Source organism: Chryseobacterium sp. 22543 (assembly GCF_052044565.1).
In the GTDB taxonomy this organism is placed as follows: domain Bacteria; phylum Bacteroidota; class Bacteroidia; order Flavobacteriales; family Weeksellaceae; genus Chryseobacterium.
The window spans coordinates 61,075-84,359 of sequence record NZ_JBQENH010000008.1 but is presented as its reverse complement, the minus strand read 5'-3'; the positions used below and the strand labels follow the sequence as shown (position 1 = coordinate 84,359).

General features: G+C 36.9%; 22 protein-coding genes. 5 read left to right on the top strand and 17 right to left on the bottom strand.

Features of this window, described 5'->3' with window-relative positions:
* Positions 1 to 154: 154 nt before the first annotated feature.
* The 4 genes from ACTJIP_RS21470 to ACTJIP_RS21455 all read right to left on the bottom strand — a co-directional run bounded on the left by ACTJIP_RS21470 (position 155) and on the right by ACTJIP_RS21455 (position 3,625).
* Complete coding sequence (locus tag ACTJIP_RS21470; protein WP_232539063.1) at positions 155 to 1,090, bottom strand: alpha/beta hydrolase; 936 nt, start codon at positions 1,088 to 1,090, stop codon at positions 155 to 157.
* Between the two features lie 119 nt (positions 1,091 to 1,209).
* Positions 1,210 to 1,593 (bottom strand): DUF3037 domain-containing protein, encoded by a 384-nt coding sequence (locus ACTJIP_RS21465; protein WP_077414077.1) that lies wholly within the window; start codon positions 1,591 to 1,593, stop codon positions 1,210 to 1,212.
* The gene (locus ACTJIP_RS21460) at positions 1,580 to 2,353 is read right to left on the bottom strand and encodes a HipA family kinase (RefSeq protein ID WP_077414079.1); all 774 of its coding nucleotides are present in this window, start codon (positions 2,351 to 2,353) and stop codon (positions 1,580 to 1,582) included. Before ACTJIP_RS21460 ends, ACTJIP_RS21465 begins: the two co-directional genes overlap by 14 nt.
* Before the next feature lie 15 nt (positions 2,354 to 2,368).
* On the bottom strand, positions 2,369 to 3,625 hold the full coding sequence (locus ACTJIP_RS21455; RefSeq protein WP_219072274.1) for a T9SS type A sorting domain-containing protein: 1,257 nt from the start codon (positions 3,623 to 3,625) through the stop codon (positions 2,369 to 2,371).
* 61 nt (positions 3,626 to 3,686) lie between these two features.
* On the opposite strand from ACTJIP_RS21455, the gene ACTJIP_RS21450 reads away from it, so the two are divergent.
* Both ACTJIP_RS21450 and ACTJIP_RS21445 read left to right on the top strand, forming a co-directional pair.
* Positions 3,687 to 4,529 (top strand): alpha/beta hydrolase family protein, encoded by an 843-nt coding sequence (locus ACTJIP_RS21450; RefSeq protein ID WP_440705075.1) that lies wholly within the window; start codon positions 3,687 to 3,689, stop codon positions 4,527 to 4,529.
* 49 nt (positions 4,530 to 4,578) lie between these two features.
* On the top strand, positions 4,579 to 5,085 hold the full coding sequence (locus ACTJIP_RS21445) for a hypothetical protein (protein WP_077414085.1): 507 nt from the start codon (positions 4,579 to 4,581) through the stop codon (positions 5,083 to 5,085).
* 190 nt (positions 5,086 to 5,275) lie between these two features.
* Here the strand turns inward: ACTJIP_RS21445 and ACTJIP_RS21440 are convergent, their stop codons facing one another.
* The 8 genes from ACTJIP_RS21440 to ACTJIP_RS21405 form a co-directional block, all read right to left on the bottom strand.
* Positions 5,276 to 6,100, bottom strand: a complete 825-nt coding sequence (locus ACTJIP_RS21440) for a flavin reductase family protein (protein ID WP_180565247.1) — start codon at positions 6,098 to 6,100, stop codon at positions 5,276 to 5,278.
* Between the two features lie 161 nt (positions 6,101 to 6,261).
* A complete protein-coding gene (gene fahA, locus ACTJIP_RS21435; protein ID WP_440705074.1) occupies positions 6,262 to 7,509 on the bottom strand; it encodes a fumarylacetoacetase in 1,248 nt (415 codons plus the stop codon).
* Between the two features lie 52 nt (positions 7,510 to 7,561).
* Positions 7,562 to 8,023 (bottom strand): hypothetical protein, encoded by a 462-nt coding sequence (locus ACTJIP_RS21430; protein WP_440705073.1) that lies wholly within the window; start codon positions 8,021 to 8,023, stop codon positions 7,562 to 7,564.
* 70 nt (positions 8,024 to 8,093) lie between these two features.
* On the bottom strand, positions 8,094 to 9,224 hold the full coding sequence (hppD, locus tag ACTJIP_RS21425) for a 4-hydroxyphenylpyruvate dioxygenase (protein WP_077414091.1): 1,131 nt from the start codon (positions 9,222 to 9,224) through the stop codon (positions 8,094 to 8,096).
* Between the two features lie 234 nt (positions 9,225 to 9,458).
* Positions 9,459 to 10,250, bottom strand: a complete 792-nt coding sequence (locus ACTJIP_RS21420) for a hypothetical protein (protein ID WP_077414093.1) — start codon at positions 10,248 to 10,250, stop codon at positions 9,459 to 9,461.
* Between the two features lie 140 nt (positions 10,251 to 10,390).
* Entirely contained in the window at positions 10,391 to 11,665 is a 1,275-nt protein-coding gene (locus ACTJIP_RS21415; RefSeq protein WP_047382678.1) for an acetyl-CoA hydrolase/transferase family protein, read from the bottom strand.
* A 219-nt stretch (positions 11,666 to 11,884) separates the two neighbouring features.
* The gene (locus ACTJIP_RS21410) at positions 11,885 to 13,396 is read right to left on the bottom strand and encodes a succinate CoA transferase (protein WP_440705072.1); all 1,512 of its coding nucleotides are present in this window, start codon (positions 13,394 to 13,396) and stop codon (positions 11,885 to 11,887) included.
* Between the two features lie 181 nt (positions 13,397 to 13,577).
* Positions 13,578 to 14,729 carry a homogentisate 1,2-dioxygenase gene (locus tag ACTJIP_RS21405; RefSeq protein ID WP_077414097.1) on the bottom strand — a complete coding sequence of 384 codons (1,152 nt, stop codon included), beginning with the start codon at positions 14,727 to 14,729 and terminating at the stop codon, positions 13,578 to 13,580.
* A gap of 123 nt (positions 14,730 to 14,852) precedes the next feature.
* On the opposite strand from ACTJIP_RS21405, the gene ACTJIP_RS21400 reads away from it, so the two are divergent.
* Together ACTJIP_RS21400 and ACTJIP_RS21395 are read left to right on the top strand one after the other, a co-directional pair.
* The gene (locus ACTJIP_RS21400; protein ID WP_440705071.1) at positions 14,853 to 16,922 is read left to right on the top strand and encodes a TonB-dependent receptor plug domain-containing protein; all 2,070 of its coding nucleotides are present in this window, start codon (positions 14,853 to 14,855) and stop codon (positions 16,920 to 16,922) included.
* Positions 16,919 to 17,380 (top strand): thioredoxin family protein, encoded by a 462-nt coding sequence (locus ACTJIP_RS21395; protein ID WP_440705070.1) that lies wholly within the window; start codon positions 16,919 to 16,921, stop codon positions 17,378 to 17,380. The genes ACTJIP_RS21400 and ACTJIP_RS21395 overlap by 4 nt, the downstream gene beginning before the upstream one ends.
* A gap of 309 nt (positions 17,381 to 17,689) precedes the next feature.
* Here the strand turns inward: ACTJIP_RS21395 and ACTJIP_RS21390 are convergent, their stop codons facing one another.
* Both ACTJIP_RS21390 and ACTJIP_RS21385 read right to left on the bottom strand, forming a co-directional pair.
* Positions 17,690 to 18,166 carry a cupin domain-containing protein gene (locus tag ACTJIP_RS21390; protein ID WP_077414104.1) on the bottom strand — a complete coding sequence of 159 codons (477 nt, stop codon included), beginning with the start codon at positions 18,164 to 18,166 and terminating at the stop codon, positions 17,690 to 17,692.
* 3 nt (positions 18,167 to 18,169) lie between these two features.
* Positions 18,170 to 19,159 carry an NADP-dependent oxidoreductase gene (locus tag ACTJIP_RS21385; RefSeq protein WP_077414106.1) on the bottom strand — a complete coding sequence of 330 codons (990 nt, stop codon included), beginning with the start codon at positions 19,157 to 19,159 and terminating at the stop codon, positions 18,170 to 18,172.
* 129 nt (positions 19,160 to 19,288) lie between these two features.
* On the opposite strand from ACTJIP_RS21385, the gene ACTJIP_RS21380 reads away from it, so the two are divergent.
* Positions 19,289 to 19,666 carry a winged helix-turn-helix transcriptional regulator gene (locus ACTJIP_RS21380; protein WP_077414262.1) on the top strand — a complete coding sequence of 126 codons (378 nt, stop codon included), beginning with the start codon at positions 19,289 to 19,291 and terminating at the stop codon, positions 19,664 to 19,666.
* Positions 19,667 to 19,979: 313 nt separating this feature from the next.
* On the opposite strand, the gene ACTJIP_RS21375 is transcribed toward ACTJIP_RS21380, so the two are convergent.
* Genes ACTJIP_RS21375 through ACTJIP_RS21365 form a run of 3 tightly spaced genes read right to left on the bottom strand, consistent with a single transcriptional unit; the run spans position 19,980 to position 22,915 of the window.
* Positions 19,980 to 20,834, bottom strand: coding sequence for a glycine betaine ABC transporter substrate-binding protein (locus ACTJIP_RS21375; RefSeq protein WP_440705069.1), 855 nt, complete (start codon positions 20,832 to 20,834; stop codon positions 19,980 to 19,982).
* A gap of 1 nt (position 20,835) precedes the next feature.
* A complete protein-coding gene (locus ACTJIP_RS21370; protein ID WP_077414110.1) occupies positions 20,836 to 21,663 on the bottom strand; it encodes an ABC transporter permease in 828 nt (275 codons plus the stop codon).
* Position 21,664: 1 nt separating this feature from the next.
* Positions 21,665 to 22,915 carry a quaternary amine ABC transporter ATP-binding protein gene (locus ACTJIP_RS21365; RefSeq protein ID WP_440705068.1) on the bottom strand — a complete coding sequence of 417 codons (1,251 nt, stop codon included), beginning with the start codon at positions 22,913 to 22,915 and terminating at the stop codon, positions 21,665 to 21,667.
* Between the last annotated feature and the right edge of the window lie 370 nt (positions 22,916 to 23,285).

The window sequence follows — 23,285 nt, the reverse complement described above, 5'->3', positions numbered from 1 at the left end:
TTTTGTTGTTAATAATTTAAACAATAGCCAAGGTAATTAATTCTCAATGAAAAAATATCAATATGTATATCAATCTAGCAAATTTGTTGTTGTAATGTATTTTATTATATTGATTTATAGTTATTTGAATTGTAATTGAATAGATAAATGTATATTACTTCTTTTGTGAAAGAACAAAATCCACCATTTCATCAGTAATTTTGTCCAGATAAGCTTTATCAGTTGTTCCAAAACCATGTACTCCGCCATCAACAATGATAAGAGCGTTTTGTATTTTGGCTCTGTTTAATTTTCTGTGAAGTTTTTTAGATTGGTTTAAAGGAACAATTTTGTCATTATTGCCCTGAACAATTAAAGTTGGAACTCCTTCCGAAACAAAATTAACTGGAGATAAGGTATTCAGATAATCGATGGCTCTATCCTGATCTTTTCTGATATCATACCCGGAAATTCCTTTTACCAGATTTTCCTGTAAACCGACAATCTTTTTTGACATCAACCCGATCATTCCTACCGGAATTGTTCCTAGTCTTGTATGGAAAAGCTTATTAAGATCAGCAGGACCATAATGATCAATTACATAATTTACTTTGGCAGAATAAGACGAAAGTTCCGGACTTCCCAGATAAGTATTGTCGGGAGTATAAGCCGCCATCAGGGAAAGGTGAGCTCCGGCTGAAGCCCCAAACAGACCTATATTATTGGTATCGAAATGATATTTATCTGCATTTTTTCTTACCCACCTGATAGCATCTTTGGTATCTTCCAGAGGCAGTGGAAAATGAGTACTATCATTCAGCAGCGTATAATTAATGCTGATCACGGCATATTGCTTTGCCATTAACTTTTCAACAGTGTTTTCCAGATAATTGTCTGCATGAACTACTTTATCGCCTTCAATCCATCCGCCTCCATGAACATAGATCAGTACAGGTATTTTTTCAGTGGCAACATTTTTAGGAATATATAAATCCAGAGCAAGAGGATTCCCTTTTTTATTGGTTTTATACACAATATCCTCAGACAGATGGGCTATCTTAGGAAGTACTGTACTTTTTACAGGAGGTGTTTTAACCTGTACTTGTGACAAGTTCTGGGAAAAAAATAAATTAGAAAAACCTAAGAATAAAACAAAAAACAGGTTTGTGAAAAACCTGCAGATTGATATGTTGTTTATCGATAAATTCATAATAAATTTTTAAGGATGTGTTATTTTACTAACTCCTCAAAAAGTTTACCAAAAGTACTGTTTAGATCTTTGGATTTTCCCGGATGAGGTCGGGAAGTCTGCACCACAGCACTTCTTACAGCTGTCAGCCAGCGGAAACGCTCAGGAATATCAAGCAGTGCAATAGGACCGCCGTCTTTATCACCATTGGCAATTTTCTGAAAACTTTCAAGATTCTGGATAATATCTTCATAGTCCAGTTTACTGTGCATGAGTTTAAATTTATCAGGACATAAATAGAATTCTACCCTGATGAATTTTTCCCTTTTGGAAAACATAACCAGTCCGATATTGAAAAATTCTTCTCTTTCAACTTTAGGTACCAAGCGTATTACCGCATATTCATATATTTTATCCTCTTGCATTTTTAGCTTCGTTTATAAAGATTTGAGAATTTTCTAATCTGGTTTTCAGAAACTGAAAATAGATCTCACGAATTTCTTCAGGCGTTTCATCAGCATCATTCCAGTGCAGCCAGTCCTCAGGAATTGTATTGACAATCTCCCTGAAAAGTATATCATTCAGTACTTCATGGGCAAATTGATCTGCTTCATCAAGCATTTTTGCCTTAGGAAGAAGTACATGGTCTTTCACATATTTGAAAGGCGTTTTTGCTGCTGTATCAAAATTCTGCCATGAATGGTGGAAGTAGAATGAAGCACCATTATCGATGATCCAAAGCTCTTTATTCCACATCAGCATATTTGTATTCCTAAAAGTACGGTCAATGTTAGTAATAAAGGCATCAAGCCATACTATTTTTGAAGCCAGAAGGGGATCAACACTTACTCCCGGATCATAAGTGATAGAACCGGAAAGATAGTGCAGACCAAGGTTCAGACCTTCAGAAAATTTTAGGAGATCCTGTATTTCCTCATCGGCTTCCGTTCTTCCGAAATCGGCATCAACATTGATAAAAACCAGTTCAGGAATTTTTAGTCCCAATGCTTCGGTAATCTTTCCACCCAAAAGTTCAGAGATAAGCATTTTTACCCCATGGCCTGCACCACGGAATTTTAATACATATTTGAAATCATCATCAGCTTCTGCCAGAGCAGGAAGAGATCCTCCTTCTCTCAATGGCAGAATGTAACGCGTCACGGTTACAGTTCTTAAATTCTGCATGAAGCAAAAATAAGCTTATTTTTTTATAATCTTTTTAGTGAATTCCTTTTCATCAGCTTTATACTGTAAAAAATAAACTCCACTGCTCAAATGCTGAAGTGGCAGAATATATCCTGAATCTGTTTTACTCAAATGACAATGAACAATTCTTCCGGAAGCATCGGTAAGTGAAAGTATTTCAATTCTCTTTTTAGAAGTAATGGTAATATGATGTTGAGTAGGGTTAGGATAAATCTGAACAGGATCCTGAATAGCTGTTTCTGCTGTATTTAAGGTACTTACCACAATCAGTTTTGTTTTGGTGGTAGTGGCTCCGCAGGCAGCTGTTGTCAGCTTTACGGTATAAGTTCCTCCTGCAGGGTAGGTATGTACCGGATTTTCTAGAGTTGAGGTTGTACCGTCACCAAAATCCCATGAATAGGCAGCTGCATTCTGTGTTGTATTGGTAAACTGAACCGTTCCTGCTCCGGTAAGCTGATAGGTGAATCTGCTGTGAACATCATTATTCGTTACAAACCATTTTACAGGCTGATTGTAAACCTCTGTTTTAACGATATCCTTGATTAGCTGTGCCTGTGCCGGACTAAGATTTCCATTAAAAGGGATCTGTGCAGGATCTTTCTTGAATAAAATAGTGTAAAATGTATACGCAGCAGCCATAGACCCAATATAACTCGGATGTGATTCATCCTGATCATACAATTCAATAGCCGGGTTTTGCTCCCTGATTGCTCTCCACACTTTACCTACAGGGGAAACAATACCTTCGTTGGTTGTTGCCATTTCCATATAGCGGTTATAAATCTGAGTATCCATTCCCTGATAGGTACAGACAGCGGGAAGTCCCGGACAATTCGCAGCATCACCGTTTTTACGGCCCCAGGTCATATAGAAGATTACATTTCCACAGGGATTTGATGTTTTAATCAAATTGGAAAGCTGAAGAGCATAAGGATATACCTGATTTTGAACCTGAGAATCCGGAAATGACGGAAGCTGGCTCTGTTCCTGTAATACGACATAATCCCAGTTTCCCTGGTTGATGGTTGAAATCACATCCGGATTGTTGGAATGATCCTGCAGCGTTGACCCGCCAGGTGTATGGCTGTGATGTTCCAGTACATCGCCGTTAGAAGCAGCAATACTTTGGATGAGGTTAGGCAAATCATTAACGTAAGTATAACTGTTTCCGATAAAGAACACCCTTTTGGTTGTCTGGCTGAGGATAAAAGAAAAAGTAATTAAAAGTAAAAGAAGTAGAGTTTTTTTCATAAATTTCAATTTAAATTAATCCCATAAATATAAATAATATTAAATAAACCCCATTTATTTTATGAATTTGATTAGTGAAAAGAATATATATTTAGAAAATAAAGAAACAAAAGGTTTTCTTGCTGATATTTTTTATAAAGACATTGGAAAAAAGCTTCCGTTGGTACTGTTTGTTCATGGATATAAAGGTTATAAAGATTGGGGATCGTGGAATCTTATGGCGGAAAAGTTTGCTGAAGCAGGTTTTTTCTTCGTGAAGTTTAATTTTTCCCATAACGGAACTACACCGGATGATCCGTATAACTTTGGAGACCTTGAAGCTTTTGGCCATAATAATTATTCTAAAGAGCTTTCTGACCTTGGAGTGGTGATTGATCACTTTAGTAAAGATCCTCGTGTGGATGAAGAAAAGATCATTCTGATAGGTCACAGCAGGGGAGGAGGAATTTCTATCATTAAAACTTTTGAAGATGAAAGAATCAATGGTCTGATTACTCTGGCCAGTGTGGATACTTTAGACCGCTTTCCCACAGGAGAAGCTTTTGAAAACTGGAAGAAGGACGGAGTTTATTATGCTCTGAACGGGCGTACCAAGCAGGAAATGCCCCACTATTATCAGTTTTATGAGAACTATGAGCAGAATGTTCACCGTTTTGATGTAGAACGGGCAACGGAGATGGCAAAAGCTCATATGCTGATTATTCATGGAACGGGTGATGAAGCTGTAGAGGTAAAACAGGCAGAGCATCTTCATATTCTTCATCCGAATTCTGAATTTTTCCTGATTGAAAATGCTAATCATACTTTCGGAGCAAAAGAGCCCTGGACAGAAACAGATTTACCCAAAGATCTGAATACTGTAACCGAAAAATGTATTGATTTTATCAAAGAAAAATTGAAATAAAACGGTTAAAACTACGTTATTATAAATTAACCACCATATCAGTATAATTATGAAAAAAGTTATTGCAGGCGCATTCGCGCTCTCATTATGTGTTATTTCGTGTAAAAAAGAAGCAAAGACAGAATCTTCAGCAAGCACAGATACTTTGGCTACAGTAATGTCTAAAGATTCTGTCATTACAAAAAATGATTCTGTAGCATCACCACCTCCTTCTGCTCCGGCTCCGGACAATAGTATCACTAAAAATGTGGGTAAATATCCTCATGATATCAAGTTGTTTGAAGATAAAAGCATCACTGAAAGACTGAAAAAACTTGCAGGAACTCAATATGATGAGATGGTGAAGAATTTTAATGTAGAAAGTCCTATTACATCAGAAAACGGAATTTATAAACTGTCAGGATGTAAGCAGCACGACTGTCCGGCATATGCAACACATATTTACTATGATGCCAAGAATGATAATCTGAATATTTCTATTGATAAAAACGGAAAGGTAACAGACTTTGCTGAAAAAGGGAAAATAACGATTTCCGAAACATTGAAAACAAAATAAAATATAAGAAGGGAAGTGGGAAGATAGAAGCTGGGAGTTGCTAATGGCATTCGATATCTATTGAAATCAAAATAGAACTATTTTCCAAAAGGTTATTAACTGAGATAAAAGTTATTCATAACCTTATGAACCTCCGGATTCTAACTTCCTCTTTAAATAAAAAAAGCCTGAAATTTCAGGCTTTTTTTATTTATTTAATGGTCAAAATGGTCCATGCTTCTTCAATTTTACTTTCCAGAAGCAGTTTCTGGGCATTAAGGTGAATATTTTCATCCGCATGGAAGTCACCTGCAGGTAATACTTCTGTATTGGCAAGCATTCCAAGGTCATTCCCAGTAAATACTTTACTGTACTTAATAGAATCAGGCAACAGATCAAAGCCGATTCCTTTTGTTACCAAAGGTTTTGGAACTTCAAAAAGGCTGTTCTCATTACTTCTGGAATACCAGTTACTGCCTAAACGGGCTACCATATCCAGTTTTTTCTGATCCAGATTTCCGGTTTCATTCAGGTATTCTTCTCTGATGTGAATTTTCTGAACTTCACAGATCACAAGATTCCCTGCACCGCCCTGATCTCCCAATGGCTTTACCTCTAAAACTTTACATTCAAAGTTGACAGGGCATTCTTCAATCAGTTTAGGCTGTACAAGATCAGCCTCTTTCATGGTAAGTCCGGATTTTATAAACTCATTGACTCCGGTTTCATACTCTGTAGAAGCTAATGAGATCTGCTGTACAATAGGAAAATTCACTGTTCCAATGACTACTTCCGGTACTTCAAGAACATTTTCCAGCGTATGTTTGGTTGTATTATCACGAACTCTTCTCGATGGTGAAAAAATCAAAATCGGAGGAACTGTGCTGAACATATTAAAAAAACTGAACGGAGATAAATTGATGGTACCATCTTTATCCACAGTAGATGCCAAAGCAATCGGGCGCGGTGAAACAGCCGTCTGCATGATGGTCTGTAATTGTACGGAAGTTATCTCGGAAGGGATTACTGTTTTCATATTTTTGTTGTAACACTTAAGTTAAATTAAGTATTCAAATGATATTAAAAAGATGCTTCGACTCTGCTCAGCATGATATTTCTAATACTAACTGTTTTACAGCATATTTCTAGCGATGTCATGCTGAGCGAAGTCGAAGCATTTAATGATTAATTTTTATATTAACGTGTAGGAATAATTTTACCGGAAACTTCACCGAAACCTACTCTCACGCCATCTTTTTCAGCCCAAGCCTTCATTGTAACGGTATCATTATCTTCAATGAATTTTCTTTCTTCACCATTGCTTAATGATAAAGGATTTTGTCCTCTCCAGGTCAATTCAAGCATAGAACCGAATGATTTTGGATCGCTTCCTGAAATGGTACCGCTGGCATACAGATCTCCCACTTCTACATTACATCCGTTTACTGTGTGATGGGCCAGCTGCTGGTTCATATTCCAGTACATGTGTTTATAGTTGCTTTCGGAGATCAGGTTTTGTTCTCCGTTTTCTGGTTGAATATAGACTTCAAGGTTGATGTCATAGTTTTGATCTCCTTCAAATTTTAAATATTCTAAAACTTCAGGATCCTGTACTGGAGAAGCTGTTCTGAATGGCTCCAAAGCTTCAAGAGTAACTACCCATGGAGAAATAGAAGAACCAAAGTTTTTCGCAAGGAATGGCCCTAGAGGAACATATTCCCAAGATTGAATATCTCTTGCAGACCAGTCGTTGAAAACAACCATTCCGAAGATGGCATCTTCTGCTTCTTTCGTTGAAATACTTTCTCCCATCTCTGTATTTTTATTGATGATGAAAGCCATTTCCAATTCAAAATCCAGTTGTTTACATGGTCCGAAAACAGGGGTATCTGCATCAGCAGGTTTCATTTGTCCTTTTGGACGGTTGATTTCTGTTCCGGATACTACAATTGAAGAGGCTCTTCCATGATAACCTACTGGTAAATGTTTCCAGTTAGGTAATAAAGCGTTTGCCGGATCACGGAACATTTTTCCTACGTTGGTAGCATGTTCGATACTGCTGTAAAAATCCGTGTAGTTCGGGATGTGAACAGGCATCATCATTTTTACTTTATCAAGGTCGTAGAAGGCTTCTTCTATTGTTTTCTGATCTTTTGATAATGTTGATCCTTCCTGTAATAATGTTTGAATTTTGGCACGAACAGCATTGGTAATTGGTTTACCCAGTTCGATAAATTCGTTGATGGTGTAAGCTTCAAAAACATTGTCGTCTAATCCTTCAATATCTTCAAAATAACCAAGATCATACAAGGTAGCAAGATCAATTACCTGATCTCCGATTCTTGTACAGCATCCGATATATTCTTTGTTAAAAACTGCGACTCCGAAAGGAATATTGTGTATAGAAAAATCCGAGTTTGAGGAATAGTCTACAAATGATTTCATAAGTTTAGATTTTAGTTAGATTAAAATATTGCTGAGTGTTTCCAAAGAATATTTATTTTGCCTTTTTTGAGTAAGATGCTTCATCTATCCACCTGTCTCTGGTATTGACATCGATGAGATATATAATATTATCCTGCTGAGTCAACAATAACGTTTTCGTAACAGGCATTGGGATTTTTTTATTTTCAAGCATATCTGCTCTTAAAGAAATAATATTTTTTTTCCTGATGATATCGCCGGTGAAAACATTAGAACTGCTTTCTCCTGTAGCTTTATCATCGAAAACTTCTACATAAGTGGCATTGTTCCCTTTGATAATAATAAAGTCCCGTTCCGTATGATCAGCCTCATCTTTAATAAAAACGAATTTTTTGTTATCAATATTTACATTTTCAAGATGCTGATTGATGCCTTTTCTTTGTTCAAGTCGGTTAAGGATTTCATTCAAAGAACCGTATTGTGCTTTAAGCCCTAAAGTTCCTAAAAGGGAAATCCCGATTAAAAGTTTTCTCATATACTGTGTTTTATAAAAAAGTTTTGCCAGAATACTGAATCCTGACAAAACCTATATTTTTAATGTAAAGTTAAAGATTACCTCTTCTTTCCTGCTCTCTTTCTAATGCTTCGAATAAAGCTTTGAAATTTCCGGCACCAAAACTCTGTGCACCGTGTCTTTCAATAATTTCGAAGAATAGAGTAGGACGGTCTTCTACAGGCTTGGTAAAGATCTGCAATAAGTACCCTTCTTCATCATGATCAATAAGTATACCTAAATCCTGAAGTTTTTTAAGATCTTCATCAATATGACCTACTCTTTCAGGAACCATATCGTAATAAGCTTCCGGTGGAGCAGAAAGAAACTCTACACCACGTTTTTTCAATTCAGTTACGGTATGGATGATATCTTTCGTAGCAACCGCGATGTGCTGTACGCCTTCTCCTTCGTAGAAATCAAGATATTCTTCTACCTGAGATTTCTTTTTACCCTCTGCAGGTTCGTTGATAGGGAATTTTGCAAATCCATTTCCGTTGGACATTACTTTAGACATCAATGCAGAATATTCTGTATTGATCTGCTTGTCGTCAAAAGAAAGAATGTTTACAAATCCCATTACCTTTTCATACCATTCTACTGTTGGGATCATTCTGTTCCAGTCAACATTTCCTACGCAGTGGTCTACATACAATAAACCTGCTTCTTCAGGCTTATAGTTACTTTCCCACTTTTCATATCCAGGCATGAAAGCTCCGTTGTAATTTTTTCTTTCTACAAACATGTGAACGGTTTCTCCATACGTGTAGATACCGGACATTCTTACCTCACCATGCTCATCAGTTAAAGTTACAGGCTCTAAATAAGGTTTACCACCTCTTTTAGTTGTTTCTTCGAAAGCTGCATAAGCGTCGTCTACCCAAAGTGCCAAAATTTTTACTCCGTCACCATGTTTTTTTACGTGTTCGCTGATAAGAGAGTCAGACTTAAGTCCTGTTGTTAGTACCAATCTGATTTTTCCTTGTTGAAGCACATAAGATGCACGGTCTCTTACTCCTGTTTCAGGACCCGCATAAGCTACAGACTGAAAACCGAAAGCGGTTTTGTAATAATGGGCAGCCTGTTTTGCATTTCCTACATAAAACTCAATGTAATCTGTACCGTTGATCGGTAAGAAATTTTCTGCTTGAGCTATTTTCTCGGCAAATGTAAGTGTTGACATATTTTCTCTTTTACTTTTATTTTATTGGTATGCAAATTACAAAAAACTTAGACATTGCGAAAATATTCCCTTGGATTCATTGAATATATTTAACATAAAGTTAAAGAAGAGTTTACTTAAGTATATTTAAGTTTCTTACGTTTGAAATCGGCTACTTACATTTGTAATACAAAAGACAAGTGAAAAAAATATTTCGAAACATGAAAGCCGTAGAGATTCTCTACGGCTTTCTTTTTATATTGTTTCAATCTTTCTGTTTAGCATTCCGGCATCAGGATTATAATTATCCCATATCTTCCAGGTATTATTTATCTTCCGGATGAAGTAGATCTGGGTACTCAGCTGGTTGACAAAATGCTCTTCTCCCGTTTCTCCCACTTTGAAAAGAAGGTTCCAGAATTCCTGAGACTCCAGTATTTTTTTGTCCGGCTCATCTGTAACGATGTGAATATCAAAAACTTCATAATTGGACCGGTTGTTTTTAGTAACCAGATGAAAATCCTTATCACACAGTTCTTTACTGAATTGTGACGCTCTTTCCAGAAACGGGGAATCATCAAATACTAGATCTTTTAACAGTTCAGTATTGTGAATGGGAAACAGCTTGTAAAATTCAAAAGCAGCAGCACAGTAATCATAAACCATCTGCGTAAGATTTGACCGGTTATCAGATTCCTCATGATCCTGTTTCTTATGTCTTACAGATAGTATATAATCATTAAGGTCTTTGTAGCCTAAGAAAATACAGATTTTATCTAATGTTTTAAGAAACCTGAGATCATTATGGGTTTTATCCTGGTAATCATTTTCAAAAAAACGCTGAAGGGTAACATGTGAAATGGTATTTCCAATTTCAAATTTTTTTCCTCCCTTCAGTTCTTCAGCCTCAGAGAGTTCATCTTTAATAATTTCGGAAAGAATAATATAATGGCTTCTCTTCCATTCATTCACATTCCCCAAAACAGAATTCCTTACTTTAGAATGCTTTACAACTTCTTCTCGTATCGAATTATATATAGTTTTCAATTTCCTTGTTTTTGAGTGAGTTTTATCAAAAATACTGCCAAAAGATTAGCGCTTTTTTATGATTCTGCAGATGTGGTTTCAAAATATGTTTTGAGATTTTAAATAAAAAAAACAATTTGGAAATCCTTTTTATTTGATTATCAGTGTTTAAATCTATCAAAGGCTGCTCTCTCCAGCATTTCTCTATCGTCCGGATGGGCAATGCTGATGAGTTCCTGTGCTCTCTGGCGAAGGTTTTTCCCATACAGGTAAGCCGTTCCGTATTCAGTAACAACGTAATGGATATGTCCTCTTGTGGTTACTACACCAGCTCCTTGTTTAAGAAAAGGAACGATTCTGGAAATTCCTTTTTTCGTTCTAGCGGTAATGGCTATGATAGGTTTTCCGTCATCACTTAATGCGGCACCGCGCATAAAGTCCATTTGTCCTCCAATTCCACTGTATTGCATTGTTCCGATAGAATCGGCGCATACCTGTCCCGTCAGATCTATTTCAATGGCGGAATTGATGGCAACCATTTTTTTGTTTCTCATGATATTGATCGGAAAGTTTACTTCGCTTACATCTCTGAAAGCAAATACAGTATTGTCATCTACATAATCATACAGTTTTCTGGTTCCGAAGCAAAAGCTTGTAATGGTTTTATTATCGTTGTATCCTTTATATTTATTGTTGATCACATCATCCTGAATCAAGTCAATAACACCATCACTCAGCATTTCGGTATGAATTCCCAGATCTTTATGGTTGGTAAGGCATTTCAAAACAGCATCAGGAATGGTTCCTATACCCATCTGAAGGGTAGATCTGTCTTCAATGAGTTCAGCCACATTTTTTCCGACAAGCATTTCTTCAGGACCTACTTTTGAACCATAATCTACGGTTGGAAGTTCCTCTTCATGCCAAACCAGTTTATGAATTCTGCTGATGTGGATCATCCCGTCTCCGTGGGTTCTTGGCATCCTGGGATTGACAATAGCAACAATGATTTTTGCGGTATCTACAGCCGCTCTTGCAATATCTACAGAAGTTCCCAGCGTACAGAAACCATGTCTGTCCGGAGGAGAAACCGTAACAATGGCTACATCAAGAGGCAGAATATTTTTTCTGAATAAAATAGGAATTTCACTTAGAAAGACAGGCACAAAGTCTCCTCTGTCAGAATTTACGGCATCACGCACAGGAGTGGAAACAAATAACGAATTGATGAAAAAACTGTCTTTGTATTCCGGTTTTGCAATTTCCACATTTCCTTGCTGGGTAATGGAGACCATTTCTACATTTTGTAGCCGGCCAGCCTGTCTTGCCAGCTCATCAATCAGGTAATTGGGAGTACATGCACTGCCGTGAAAAAATACCCGGTTTCCACTTTTTATCGTATATATTGCTTCTTCTGCACTGATGTAATTATTCATATTTAATCTTTTTTCAAAGGAGGTTGAGAGCATTATTTATTACATAAAATACTTCTATTCTTTCAAAGATAACCTTTATAATTTTATATTCATATAAATAGTTTAAGGATATTGCACAGACTTTTGTCATATAAATAAACCAGATACAATTTAAAAGATAAAGGACCAAATGCATTGGCATTCAGTCCTTTTATATCATTTATTATTTTGTTTAAAATCTTAATTGGCAGTTTCAACAGCTGTTTTCTGTTTCATACTTCCGGTTTCAGAGAATCGCAGATGCCAACTGAATGATTCTTCCAACAAATGAGGGGTGTGTCCGCCTCTTTCACATGCTCTGTCGAAATAGGATTGCAGTTCTTCTTTATATTCCGGATGAACACAATTGTCTATGATTTTCTGTGCTCTTTCTCTCGGTGCTAATCCTCTTAAGTCAGCTAATCCCACATCTGTTACCAGAATATCTACATCATGTTCTGTATGATCCGTATGAGAGACCATCGGAAGAACGTGAGAAATATTATTGCCTTTTGAAGCAGCCTGAGTCACGAAAATACTTAAATAGGCATTTCTTGCAAAGTCTCCGGAACCTCCGATTCCATTCATGATTTTTGCTCCTCCGATATGGGTAGAGTTTACGTTTCCATAGATATCAAACTCAATAGCAGTGTTGATAGCAATTACTCCCAATCTTCTGATCAGTCCGGGAGTATTGGAAATATTCTGAGGTCTTAAAACGAATTTGTCTTTATATTTTGACAGGTTTCCTAACACTCTTTCATAGCATTCCTGAGAAACAGTAATGGATGATGCTGAAGCAAAACTCAATTTCCCGGAATCTATCAGATCAAATGTACTGTCCTGAAGCACTTCGGAAAACATGGTCAGGTCATAAAAATTACTGTCTTTGAATCCTGTAAGAACGGCATTCGCTACTTTACCGATACCTGCCTGAAGAGGAAGTAATCTGTCTGTAAGGCGTCCCAAAAGAACTTCATTTTCAAAAAAAGCAAGAAGATGTTTGGCGATAGCTGTTGTCTTTTCATCCGGCTCCGCAATATCTGCCGGACTGTCTTTACGATTGGTAAACACAATGGCTTCAATTTTTTCAGGATCAACAGGAATACTTTTTCTCCCGATTTTGTTCCATGGAGCGACAATAGGAATAACATTTCTGTAAGGATAATCTTCTGCCTGGTAGATGTCATGAATTCCATAAACTTCTTCCGGAACTTCCGTATTGATTTCAATGATGACTTTTTTAGCCAAAGCAGCAAAAGTCACGGAATTACCTACAGAAGTTGTAGGAACAATACTTCCGTCTCTTTCTATATAAGCCGCTTCAATAATGGCTACATCTATGCTCTGAAGATTTTTGGTGTGAAGAAGTTCAGCACTTTCGCTCAAATGCTGATCGATGAAGAGAATTTCACCGTTGTTTATTTTGTTTCTTAAGACAGGATCTACCTGGAAAGGCATTCTTTTCTTTAGCACATTGGCTTCTGCCAGTTTTCCGTCAGTACCGTGGCCTAGTGAAGCTCCGGTCATCAAAGTGACTTTAAAGTCTTCTGTTTTTCCTCGTTCTGCCAGTGCAGGCAAAATTGCTTTGCTGTCACCTGCTTTTGTAAAGCCGCTGGACCCAATGGTCATGCCGTCTTTAATAATTTTTACAGCATTTTCTGCCGTGGTTACTTTTTGGTGTAGACTTTCTAATCTGATTCTTTCTAACATGTAATATTGATTTTGTTTTAAACCACCATTACTTAGGATGCGTCATGAAAAATAATGATGGCTAATATGTTAACCATACCTCACAAATTTACGAAAAAAGACGCTTTAAATAAAGGATTTAAAGCGTCTTTTGTATGTATTCAGTAATACTTTTTTAAATTAAGGAAGTATTACTTTTGTTTTATTCTAACCATGAAGTTTTATATGAAGGATCTTCTACTTTTAAAGCTTCTTCGGTAATTTTTAAAGGACGGAACGGATCTACCATTACCGCATATTCCTCTGTGAATTTTTTACCGATACTTCTTTCCATCGCACCTGGGTGAGGTCCGTGTACAATTCCTCCCGGGTGAAGGGTAAAGTCCATCAGATCAATATGATTACGGCTCATAAAGTCACCTTCTGTATAGAACAATACCTCATCAGAATCAATATTGGAATGATTGTAAGGTGCCGGAATAGCCTGTGGATGGTAATCATACATTCTTGCACAGAATGAACACACTACGAAATTGTGTCCCTCAAAATTCTGGTGAACCGGTGGCGGTTGGTGAATTCTTCCGGTAATAGGCTCAAAGTTTTTAATATTGAATTTATAAGGATAAAAATATCCGTCCCAGCCTACTACATCAAACGGATGTGTTGCGTAGATGAAATCTGTAATCTGGTTTTCTTTTTTTACTTTAATCAGGAATTCTCCTTTCTCGTCAATAGGTTCTTTGAAAGCAGGAGCAATCATATCTCTTTCGCAGAATGGGGAATGTTCCAAAAGCTGTCCGAATTCATTTCTGTATCTTTTCGGAGTATAAATAGGAGAGTGGCTCTCCAATACAAAAAATACAGTATCATCAGACTTCAGCTCTACCTGATAGATCGTTCCTCTCGGAATAATAAGATAATCTCCGGTAACGAATTCAAGATCTCCCACAAAAGTTTTTAAAATTCCGGTTCCCTGATGAACGTATAAAAGTTCATCACATTCCGCATTTTTGTAGAAATAATCCATCGATTTTCTCGGCTTAGCCAATCCCATCTTCAGATCATTGTTCATTAAAAGGATTTTTCGGCTGTCCATAAAATCGTCTTCAGGAGTGACATTCATTCCCTTAAACATTCTCGGAGCGATGTTTTTTTCCACGGCAATTTTTGGAGTGACATCTTTCGGCTCACCGATAGATTTGATCTGTGTAGGACGGTGGATATGATATAACAGAGAAGAAATACCATGGAAGCCTTCTGTACCAAAGAGCTGTTCATAGTAAAATTTATCTTCCGGTGACTTAAAGATCGTATGTCTTTTTGGTGGGATATTTCCCGCTAGATGATATCTCATTTTACTTTCTTATGTAGTTTCTCAAATTTAATCATTTTTCATGAATTGTCTCAACCTATATTTTTCTTCAAGAGTTTTGTATTTGAAAAATAATTGTTAGATTTGTCTAACAATTATAATTTCATGAAGCGAATATTATTTTCTATCACTTTTTTATCAACCTATTGTTTTGCGCAGGAGACAGACAGCTTAAGTTTGCAGCCCAATAAAAATCTGGATTCTGCAAAAGTTATGAAGAGGGAAATCAAAACAAGTAACATCGAAGATGTAGTGGTTACCGGAACCATAAAACCGATGAGCAGATCAAAAAGTCCTGTGGCAGTAGAAATCTACAGCCAGAAGTTCTTTCAGAAAAATCCGACTCCCAGTATTTTTGAAGCCATTGCTATGGTAAATGGAGTAAAACCTCAGCTGAATTGTTCTGTGTGTAATACAGGAGATATCCATATCAACGGACTGGAAGGACCTTACACAATGATTCTGATTGACGGGATGCCTATTGTAAGCTCACTTTCTACGGTATATGGCCTGAGTGGAATCCCGAATAGTCTGGTGGATAGAATAGAGGTGGTAAAAGGTCCTGCATCATCCATTTACGGTTCAGAAGCGATGGGAGGAGTAATTAATATTATTACTAAAAATGCTTTGACCGCTCCTAAGTTAAGTGTAGATATGATGACGAGTACCTGGAGTGAGAATAATCTGGATATTTCAACTAAGTTCAATGTAGGAAAGAATGCCGCTTCATTATTAAGTTTGAATTATTTCAGTTTTCAGGAAAGAATAGACCAGAATAAAGATAATTTCACAGACGCTACTCTACAGAGCAGGATTTCGGTTTTCAACAAATGGAATTTTAAAAGAAAGGAAAACAGACAGGCAAGTTTTGCGATGAGATATCTGTATGAAGACCGTTTCGGGGGAGAAATGCAATGGAATAAATCTTACCGTGGCAGTGATCAGGTATATGGAGAAAGTATTTATACCAATAGAGCGGAAATTTTCGGTTTGTATGAATGGCCTATGAAAGAGCATATTGTAACTCAGTTTTCCTACAACTATCATGACCAGAACTCATTTTACGGATCAAATCCTTTCAATGCCACACAAAAAGTAGCTTTTGTGCAGACGTATTGGGACAGAAGCTTCGGAAAGCATGATATCACGGCCGGACTTACTTTTAAAAGAACTTTTTATGATGACAATACCCCGGGAACATTAGCCTCAGACGGAATCACCAATGCGCCGATGAAATCTCCGATCTGGGGAGCTTTTGTCCAGGATCAATGGGAAATTAATGATAAAAATACCTTGTTGCTGGGATACCGATATGATTATGATAAAGTGCATCATTCCGTACATTCACCGAGATTAGCATGGAAGTTTTCACCCAATCCGTATCATACCCTGCGTTTCAATTTTGGAACGGGCTTCAGAGTAGTGAATTTATTTACTGAAGATCATGCAGCATTGACGGGTTCCCGCGAAGTGGTGGTAAAATCTGATCTTAAACCGGAAAGATCGGTGAACGGAAACCTGAATTATATATGGAAAATTCCTGTAGGAAACCGAATGGTAAATCTTGATGCTTCTGCATTCTATACTTATTTCAGCAATAAAATCGTGGGTGATTTTGATTCTGATCCTAATAAAATTATTTATGATAATCTTCACGGATACGGAATTTCAAGAGGAGCTTCTTTGAATGTGGATTTTGCATTTCAGTTTCCGCTAAGTGTCAATCTTGGAGCAACTTATCTTGATGTGTACCAGAAATTTGATAATGAAAATCAAAAAACACAACAGCTGCATGCTCCAAAGTGGAGTGGAACATATAATCTGACATATAAGTTCCCAAGTAACCTGACCATAGATTTTACAGGACAGTTTTACGGACCGATGAGGCTTCCTGTTCTGCAGAATGATTATCGCCCTGAATATTCACCATTCTATTCTTTGGCCAATATTCAGGTATCAAAGAGTTTCAAATCAGGATTTGAAGTATACTGCGGAATTAAAAATTTATTCAACTTTACTCCTAAAGATCCTTTGATGAGACCTTTTGATCCATTTGATAAACATGTTGATGATCCTATCAACAATCCTAATCATTATACTTTTGACACGGCATACGGCTATGCTCCCATGCAGCGTATCAGAGGTTTTCTGGGAGTAAAATATACTTTAAAATGAAAAAAATAATTTTATTTTTAATGTTAGTGCCCTGTTTTTATCTGTCTCAGATGAAGACAGGCACTTTTTCTGATCTTGAGATTCAGCAGAAGGAAAATCCAAAGCCGGTTGTCATTCACCTTTATACGGATTGGTGTGCCGTCTGTAAAATTGAATCTTATCGTTTAAATAAAGATAAAGAACTGGTTAATATGATCAATGATCATTTTTATTTTGTCAATTTCGAGGCAGAAAAGACGAAGGAGAAAATTCATTTTCAGAATCAGGAGTTTGAGTATCTGCAGAATGGAAACTCCGGAATTCATGAGTTGGCGCTGGCTTTGTCTAAGAATAAAAATCAGCCTGTTTATCCTTTATGGGTGTTTCTGGATAAGCATCAGAATCTGGTATATTATCAGGAAGGACAGATGACACCTGAAAAAATGAAGCAGAAGCTGTTGGAGATTTCTGCTTTGTAAATTGGGGGATTCTTGTTGGAAAACGCAAAGGCGCAAAGTTTTTTTCTTCTCTTATGTTTTAAGGCGCAAGGATTTTATCTGCGATAAATTGTATATTCCTAATACTTTATAGATCATTCCTTGTTGAAAATCTTTGATTTTCTTGCGCTTAAAAACAGTTATTATTTATTTTCTTTGTGCCTTTGCGTTTGTCCAACTTTAAAGATTTTCTGTTTATTTCTCACAGATTATACAGATTTTTAAGCTTGTTGAACTTTTAAAATTCGTGAGAACTATCCCAATCTTTAAATTTTTAAATAATTAAATCTTTTAATTCTCCCCTTCCGCATCTATCAACACAGCGAGCTGAATACACGGTTCATCAGAACGGTTGCTCCACGCGTGATTGGTGCTTCTTTGAATGACGATGTCTCCCGGTTTCAAAAGCGTTTCACCTTCTTCCATGATGAGGTAGAGTTCACCGGAAAGGATAATGATATAATCCAATGTGGGAGTTTGGTGCATCATCGGATGAGGTTCATTCTTTTTCCATTCAACCCCTAAATCTTTATCAGGAGGAATCACTACATATCGAAAGTAAGTACCGTTTTTGGGAGTTTGTGGAAATCCGGTATTCGGAATTCTGTTTTCAAAGTCCAGGCTTGCCGGTGTTTTCCGGGTATTCCATACATCAGAAATGATCAATCCCGGAAAATGTTCTACTGCGTTTTCTACCTGCTGGTCTTCTATAATAATAGATTTCCCGTTTTTAATTCCTGTTACGATTCGTCTTGGTATTGTGTTCATAGATTAATGTTTCATGATGAGTTTATGACCTTGGGTCTGATTATTTTTTAAAATAGAGTGTGCCTGCAGAACAGTATCCAGAGAAAGATTACCAATTACTTTATGTTGTGGCGGAAGAATTGTTTCGTTCTCAATGAGCTTTTTTATTTCAAGTAAACTGTTTTTATAATATTCATATTTTTTAATCATTCCATAAGTATAATTGGAGATATTCATAATCAAAGTTCCTTTGTTGAACAATGTTTCATGAGCATCTTTAGTGACTAAGGCGGTCACATCCACATAAGTTCCGTTAATTTTTAAAACTTCTGCCGTCACTTCAGACATGTAGTTTCCAACGAGATCAATTCCAAACTCAAAGGGCTGATCGTTATTGGCTTTTAAAATGTTCTCAATAAGATTTTTATCTCTGTAATTAACGATCTGATGGCTTTTTAATCCTAAATTGAGAAGCATCTGCCTGTTTTCTTCACTACCAACAGTTGCGATGACCTGTGGGATATTATGGGCTAATAAAAGTTTGATTAAAAATGAACCAACGCCTCCGGCTGCGCCAGTGATAAGGAGTGTATTCTCCGGGTTTAATTTCAGGCGGTTAAAGATTTGCAGAGAGGTAAGTCCTGCAGAAGGAATGGAAGCCGCCTGCTCAAACGAGATATTTTTTGGTTTAAAAGAAACAATAGCTTCAGGAACGGCAATATATTCTGCATAAGTGCCGTTGCTTCCCATAGAGCCGCTGCCACAATAGACTTCATCACCGATATTGAATTGCGTAACCTCGGGACCTTTGCTGACAATGATTCCGGATAATTCTCTTCCTAATATAGGAGAACTGATCAGTTTTCGTTCAAGCTCATTTTCCAGCATCTGGTAATCAATAGGATTGAAACCACTGGCTTTAATCTGGATTAAAACTTCATGGTCCTTGGGTTGAGGCTGTTCGGTAAAACCATCTTCCAGATTTCCGTTTTTATTCAAAATAACTGCTTTCATAGGTAAGTATTTGTATTTGAGAAATCATGCGATTTCATATTACTGATTTGATACACAAATGTAAAGAGGGAATAGTTTATATTTGCTACTAGTTAACTAATGGTAACTAGTTACCTTGACGAAACTATTATGGCAAAAATTACTAAAAACGGCATCGAAAGAGAAGCAAGCTGTACCGAAGAATTGTTCGCGATGCGGGACAGTCTGGATGTATTGGGAGGAAAATGGAAACTTATGATCTTACGGTATCTTACCAACAGACCGGATCAGATGATTCATTTTAAAAAGCTGGAACGCAGTATTGAAGGAATCTCTGCGAAAATGCTGAGCAAGGAATTAAAAGAACTGGAAACGAACCTTCTGGTCACAAGAACGATTCAGGATACGAAACCTATCACTGTAACGTATGCTGTGACCGAATATGGAAAGTCTGTTTTTCCGGTGACGGAAACATTGGTAAACTGGGGAATACTTCATAGAGAAAAGATCAAGGAATCAATGGGGTAGTTATGAGTTATTGGAAAACGCAAAGACGCAATGATTTTCCTTTAAACATGCCTTAAGGCGCAAGGATTTTATCTGCGATAAAATTGTATATTCCTAATACTTTATAGGTTATTCCTTGCTGAAAATCTTTGATTTTTCTTGCACCTTAAAGCAGAATATTATTAAATTTCTTTGCGCCTTTGCGATTACTAACACATATTGCTTCATCGGGAAAATATCAAAGAATCTATGAATTCTTCTGAACTATAAATCTCAATAAAAAATCCTCAGACCCGTATAGGATTGAGGATTTTAAATAATACCAAATTGTTTATTAATTTTTATCTAGCCATGACTGTACCAGCTCAGAGTGGTCTTTCACCCATTCTTTGGCGGTGGCTTCTTTATTTTTACTCTGTTCCATTTTCATTAGAAGATCAGACATATTTTCATCATCAAAATGGAGTCTGGAAAAGAATTTGGCGAGTTGAGGATGGTCTTTTCCAAAGCTTTTCCTGGAGTAAGTCTTAATCTGTTCTGCTTCACCGAATATCTTTTTGGGATCATCAAGAAACTTAAGCTTCATTTTACCAAACATCCAGTGGGGCTGCCATCCTGTTACCACAATCCATTGTTTACGTTGTATGGCATTTTGTAATTCGGTGATCATGGCAATGGTAGAGGAGTTGATCTGCTGATAATCCAGTTTATAATCGATAATTGCTTTATCTGTTCCGGTTGTTAGTCCAGCTCCTTTTTCAATTCCAATGATTCTGTGACTGAATTCCTCCTTATGCTGATTGAGTTCTTCAATAGAGTTAACAGGAACATATTCCGGAACGACCAATCCTATACGGCCGTTGTTGTAATTGGTGCCAAGATGAGTTAATCCCGGGAATTTAGCAAGTTTTTTAGCGTGAGTGTAAGGAAGCCAGACCCCCATGAAAAGGTCTGTATCTTCATTATTCATAGAAGCCAGAATCATATCCGTTGAAGCTTTTTGAATAATGACATGATAGCCCTGCTGATCTAAAATAGCTTTAGTAACTTGCGTCATGGCAACATCTTCCGCCCAGCCATCTACCATTCCTATGGTAACGTATTTGGAGTTTTTTATATTTTCACACGAATATAATGCAGCAAATACCAACATTAAAACGGGAAAAAACAGATATTTTAATTGTTTCATCTTATTGTTTTTTCTTTACAAATCCCTGGGTAATACGGTCGAGGATAATGGCTAAAATCACAACGGATAATCCACTTTCAAATCCTAATCCGATATCCAGATTATTAATTCCTTCCAATACTTTTTCTCCTAAGCCTCCTGCGGCAATCATTCCTGCGATAACCACCATGGATAAGGATAAAAGTATGGTTTGATTGATCCCGGTTAAAATTGTTTTCATGGCTAAAGGAAGCTCTACTTTAAACAGTATCTGTCGGTTGGTGGCTCCAAAAGCTCTGGCGGCTTCCACAATGTCTTTCGGAACAGCTTCAATTCCCAGTGTTGTTAATCTTACGGCAGGCGGCATCGCAAAAATAATGGTTGCAAAAGCTCCTGGAACCTTACCAATGCTGAAAAACAGTACAGCAGGAATCAGATACACAAATGCCGGCATTGTCTGCATTAAATCCAGTAATGGACGGATAACCTTTGCTGCTATTGCATTTTTAGCTGCCAAAATTCCCAGAGGGATAGAAAGGATAAGAGCTGTAATGGTGGAAACAAATATAAGTGCCAGTGTTTCCATGGTTTCTTTCCATAATCCCATTAAAAATATTAAACTTAGTCCGGCTGCGGTTACTACAGCAATACCTTTTCCTGCTTTCCATAGTGCCAGCAGTGTAAAGAAGAGAATGATTACATAAAAGGGTGTGTTTGTTAAAACCCATTCAATCCCCATAATAGAGGCATTTCCAACGTGTTTTATGACATCAAATACAGGTTTTCCATTTTCTGTGAGCCAATTGATAGCAGTTTCTACATATTGACCTATATCTATAGTTTTATTCATCTTATTGATTGTTTGCGATTTCTTTTAATTCAATGATTTCTTCTTCGTTAAACTTGGTCGCTTCTATGACAAGAGATAACTGAGTGACAAGACCTAAAAATTTATTGTCTTCATCAATTACTGCGATGGCTGATTTACTTCCGGAAATTAACGGCAGCATTTCTTCTACAGTGACTTCAGGATAGACTGAAGGAACATTGCTGTTGATAATTGATTCCACTGTAGGTTCTTTTCTTTTGGCAATTCGGACAACATCGTTAAGGGTTACAAAGCCCAGAAATTTATTTTGAAAATCTACTACAGGTAAGTTTTCTAATCCGGTGGCTCTCATTTTTCTTAATGCCCCTTCCGGACCGTCTTTTCTGAAACGTACTACGGTAGCTTTATCAAACATCAGAGATCTGGCAGTGATAATTGTTTTACGGTCTACTTTCTCTACGAAAGCTTTTACATAGTCGCTGGCAGGATTGGTTAAAATATCTTCTGCAGTTCCTATCTGTTCTATGACTCCATCTTTCATAATGACGATACGGTCTCCGATTTTAATAGCCTCGTCCAGATCGTGGGTAATGAAAACAATGGTTTTTTGCAATGTATTCTGTAGTTCAAGCATCTGATCCTGCATTTCAGATTTTATCAGAGGATCCAGTGCAGAAAAAGCCTCATCCATAAGCAGAACTTCAGGATCGTTTGCCAATGCTCTTGCTAAACCTACTCTCTGCTGCATTCCTCCTGAAAGTTGGGAAGGATACTGGTTTTCAAAACCATTCAATCCTACAATATCCAGGGCTTTCTGTGCTTTTTCATCACGGGAAGCTTTGTCTTCTCCTCTGATTTCCAGGCCGAAACCTGCATTGTCTAAAATAGTATGATGGGGAAGTAATCCGAATTTTTGAAATACCATACTCATTTCCGTTCTTCTTACTTCCAGAAGTTCTTTATTGTTTTTGCTGGTAATATCATCATCATTGATGTATACTTTTCCTGAGGTAGGCTCATTCAGCCTGTTAAGACAGCGCAGCAGCGTAGATTTTCCGCTTCCTGACAATCCCATGATGACAAAAAATTCTCCCTCATAGATTTCAAAACTTGCTTTGTTGATTCCTATGGTGCAGCCTGTTTTTTCAAGAATTTCTTTTTTGGAAAAGCCTTTGTCTAAAAGTTCCTGTGCTTTTTCTTTGTTTTTGCCAAAAATAATAGTCAGATCTTCAACTTTAAGTTTTACTTTTCTACTGTTTTCATTTTTTTCCATATTCAGAATTTTTGAATTAATAAATGATATAAAAAATTGTACACCAATTCATTATATACGTTTAATCTTTGTTGTTCTGCTGATGACGATAGTGCAAAATAATTTGCAGAGCTTATAGTGATAAAAGCTTTTAACAAAAAAATAAGAGCATACAGACCATTGGGCCTTATGTTTATTTTTAAATATTTCAATTAGATTATACTCTAGAAAAAGAGTGTAGCATGTAAAAAGAGGTTAATCTCTTACATAGATTCTACAATTAAATTACGGATGAGGTAATTACTGATATGTGTACTGAACAACTTGAATTTCTACATCTCATCAAAATGCAGATCAGCATAAAAAACCTGTATATCAATTTTTTATGACG

Coding starts and splice junctions, on each gene's coding strand:
- ACTJIP_RS21465 (WP_077414077.1), bottom strand. CDS start 1,593: ATGCAAGAGGATAAAATATATGAATATGCGGTAATACGCTTGGTACCT.
- ACTJIP_RS21460 (WP_077414079.1), bottom strand. CDS start 2,353: ATGCAGAATTTAAGAACTGTAACCGTGACGCGTTACATTCTGCCATTG.
- ACTJIP_RS21455 (WP_219072274.1), bottom strand. CDS start 3,625: ATGAAAAAAACTCTACTTCTTTTACTTTTAATTACTTTTTCTTTTATC.
- ACTJIP_RS21450 (WP_440705075.1), top strand. CDS start 3,687: ATGAATTTGATTAGTGAAAAGAATATATATTTAGAAAATAAAGAAACA.
- ACTJIP_RS21445 (WP_077414085.1), top strand. CDS start 4,579: ATGAAAAAAGTTATTGCAGGCGCATTCGCGCTCTCATTATGTGTTATT.
- ACTJIP_RS21440 (WP_180565247.1), bottom strand. CDS start 6,100: ATGAAAACAGTAATCCCTTCCGAGATAACTTCCGTACAATTACAGACC.
- fahA (WP_440705074.1), bottom strand. CDS start 7,509: ATGAAATCATTTGTAGACTATTCCTCAAACTCGGATTTTTCTATACAC.
- ACTJIP_RS21430 (WP_440705073.1), bottom strand. CDS start 8,023: ATGAGAAAACTTTTAATCGGGATTTCCCTTTTAGGAACTTTAGGGCTT.
- hppD (WP_077414091.1), bottom strand. CDS start 9,224: ATGTCAACACTTACATTTGCCGAGAAAATAGCTCAAGCAGAAAATTTC.
- ACTJIP_RS21415 (WP_047382678.1), bottom strand. CDS start 11,665: ATGAATAATTACATCAGTGCAGAAGAAGCAATATATACGATAAAAAGT.
- ACTJIP_RS21410 (WP_440705072.1), bottom strand. CDS start 13,396: ATGTTAGAAAGAATCAGATTAGAAAGTCTACACCAAAAAGTAACCACG.
- ACTJIP_RS21405 (WP_077414097.1), bottom strand. CDS start 14,729: ATGAGATATCATCTAGCGGGAAATATCCCACCAAAAAGACATACGATC.
- ACTJIP_RS21400 (WP_440705071.1), top strand. CDS start 14,853: ATGAAGCGAATATTATTTTCTATCACTTTTTTATCAACCTATTGTTTT.
- ACTJIP_RS21395 (WP_440705070.1), top strand. CDS start 16,919: ATGAAAAAAATAATTTTATTTTTAATGTTAGTGCCCTGTTTTTATCTG.
- ACTJIP_RS21390 (WP_077414104.1), bottom strand. CDS start 18,166: ATGAACACAATACCAAGACGAATCGTAACAGGAATTAAAAACGGGAAA.
- ACTJIP_RS21385 (WP_077414106.1), bottom strand. CDS start 19,159: ATGAAAGCAGTTATTTTGAATAAAAACGGAAATCTGGAAGATGGTTTT.
- ACTJIP_RS21380 (WP_077414262.1), top strand. CDS start 19,289: ATGGCAAAAATTACTAAAAACGGCATCGAAAGAGAAGCAAGCTGTACC.
- ACTJIP_RS21375 (WP_440705069.1), bottom strand. CDS start 20,834: ATGAAACAATTAAAATATCTGTTTTTTCCCGTTTTAATGTTGGTATTT.
- ACTJIP_RS21370 (WP_077414110.1), bottom strand. CDS start 21,663: ATGAATAAAACTATAGATATAGGTCAATATGTAGAAACTGCTATCAAT.
- ACTJIP_RS21365 (WP_440705068.1), bottom strand. CDS start 22,915: ATGGAAAAAAATGAAAACAGTAGAAAAGTAAAACTTAAAGTTGAAGAT.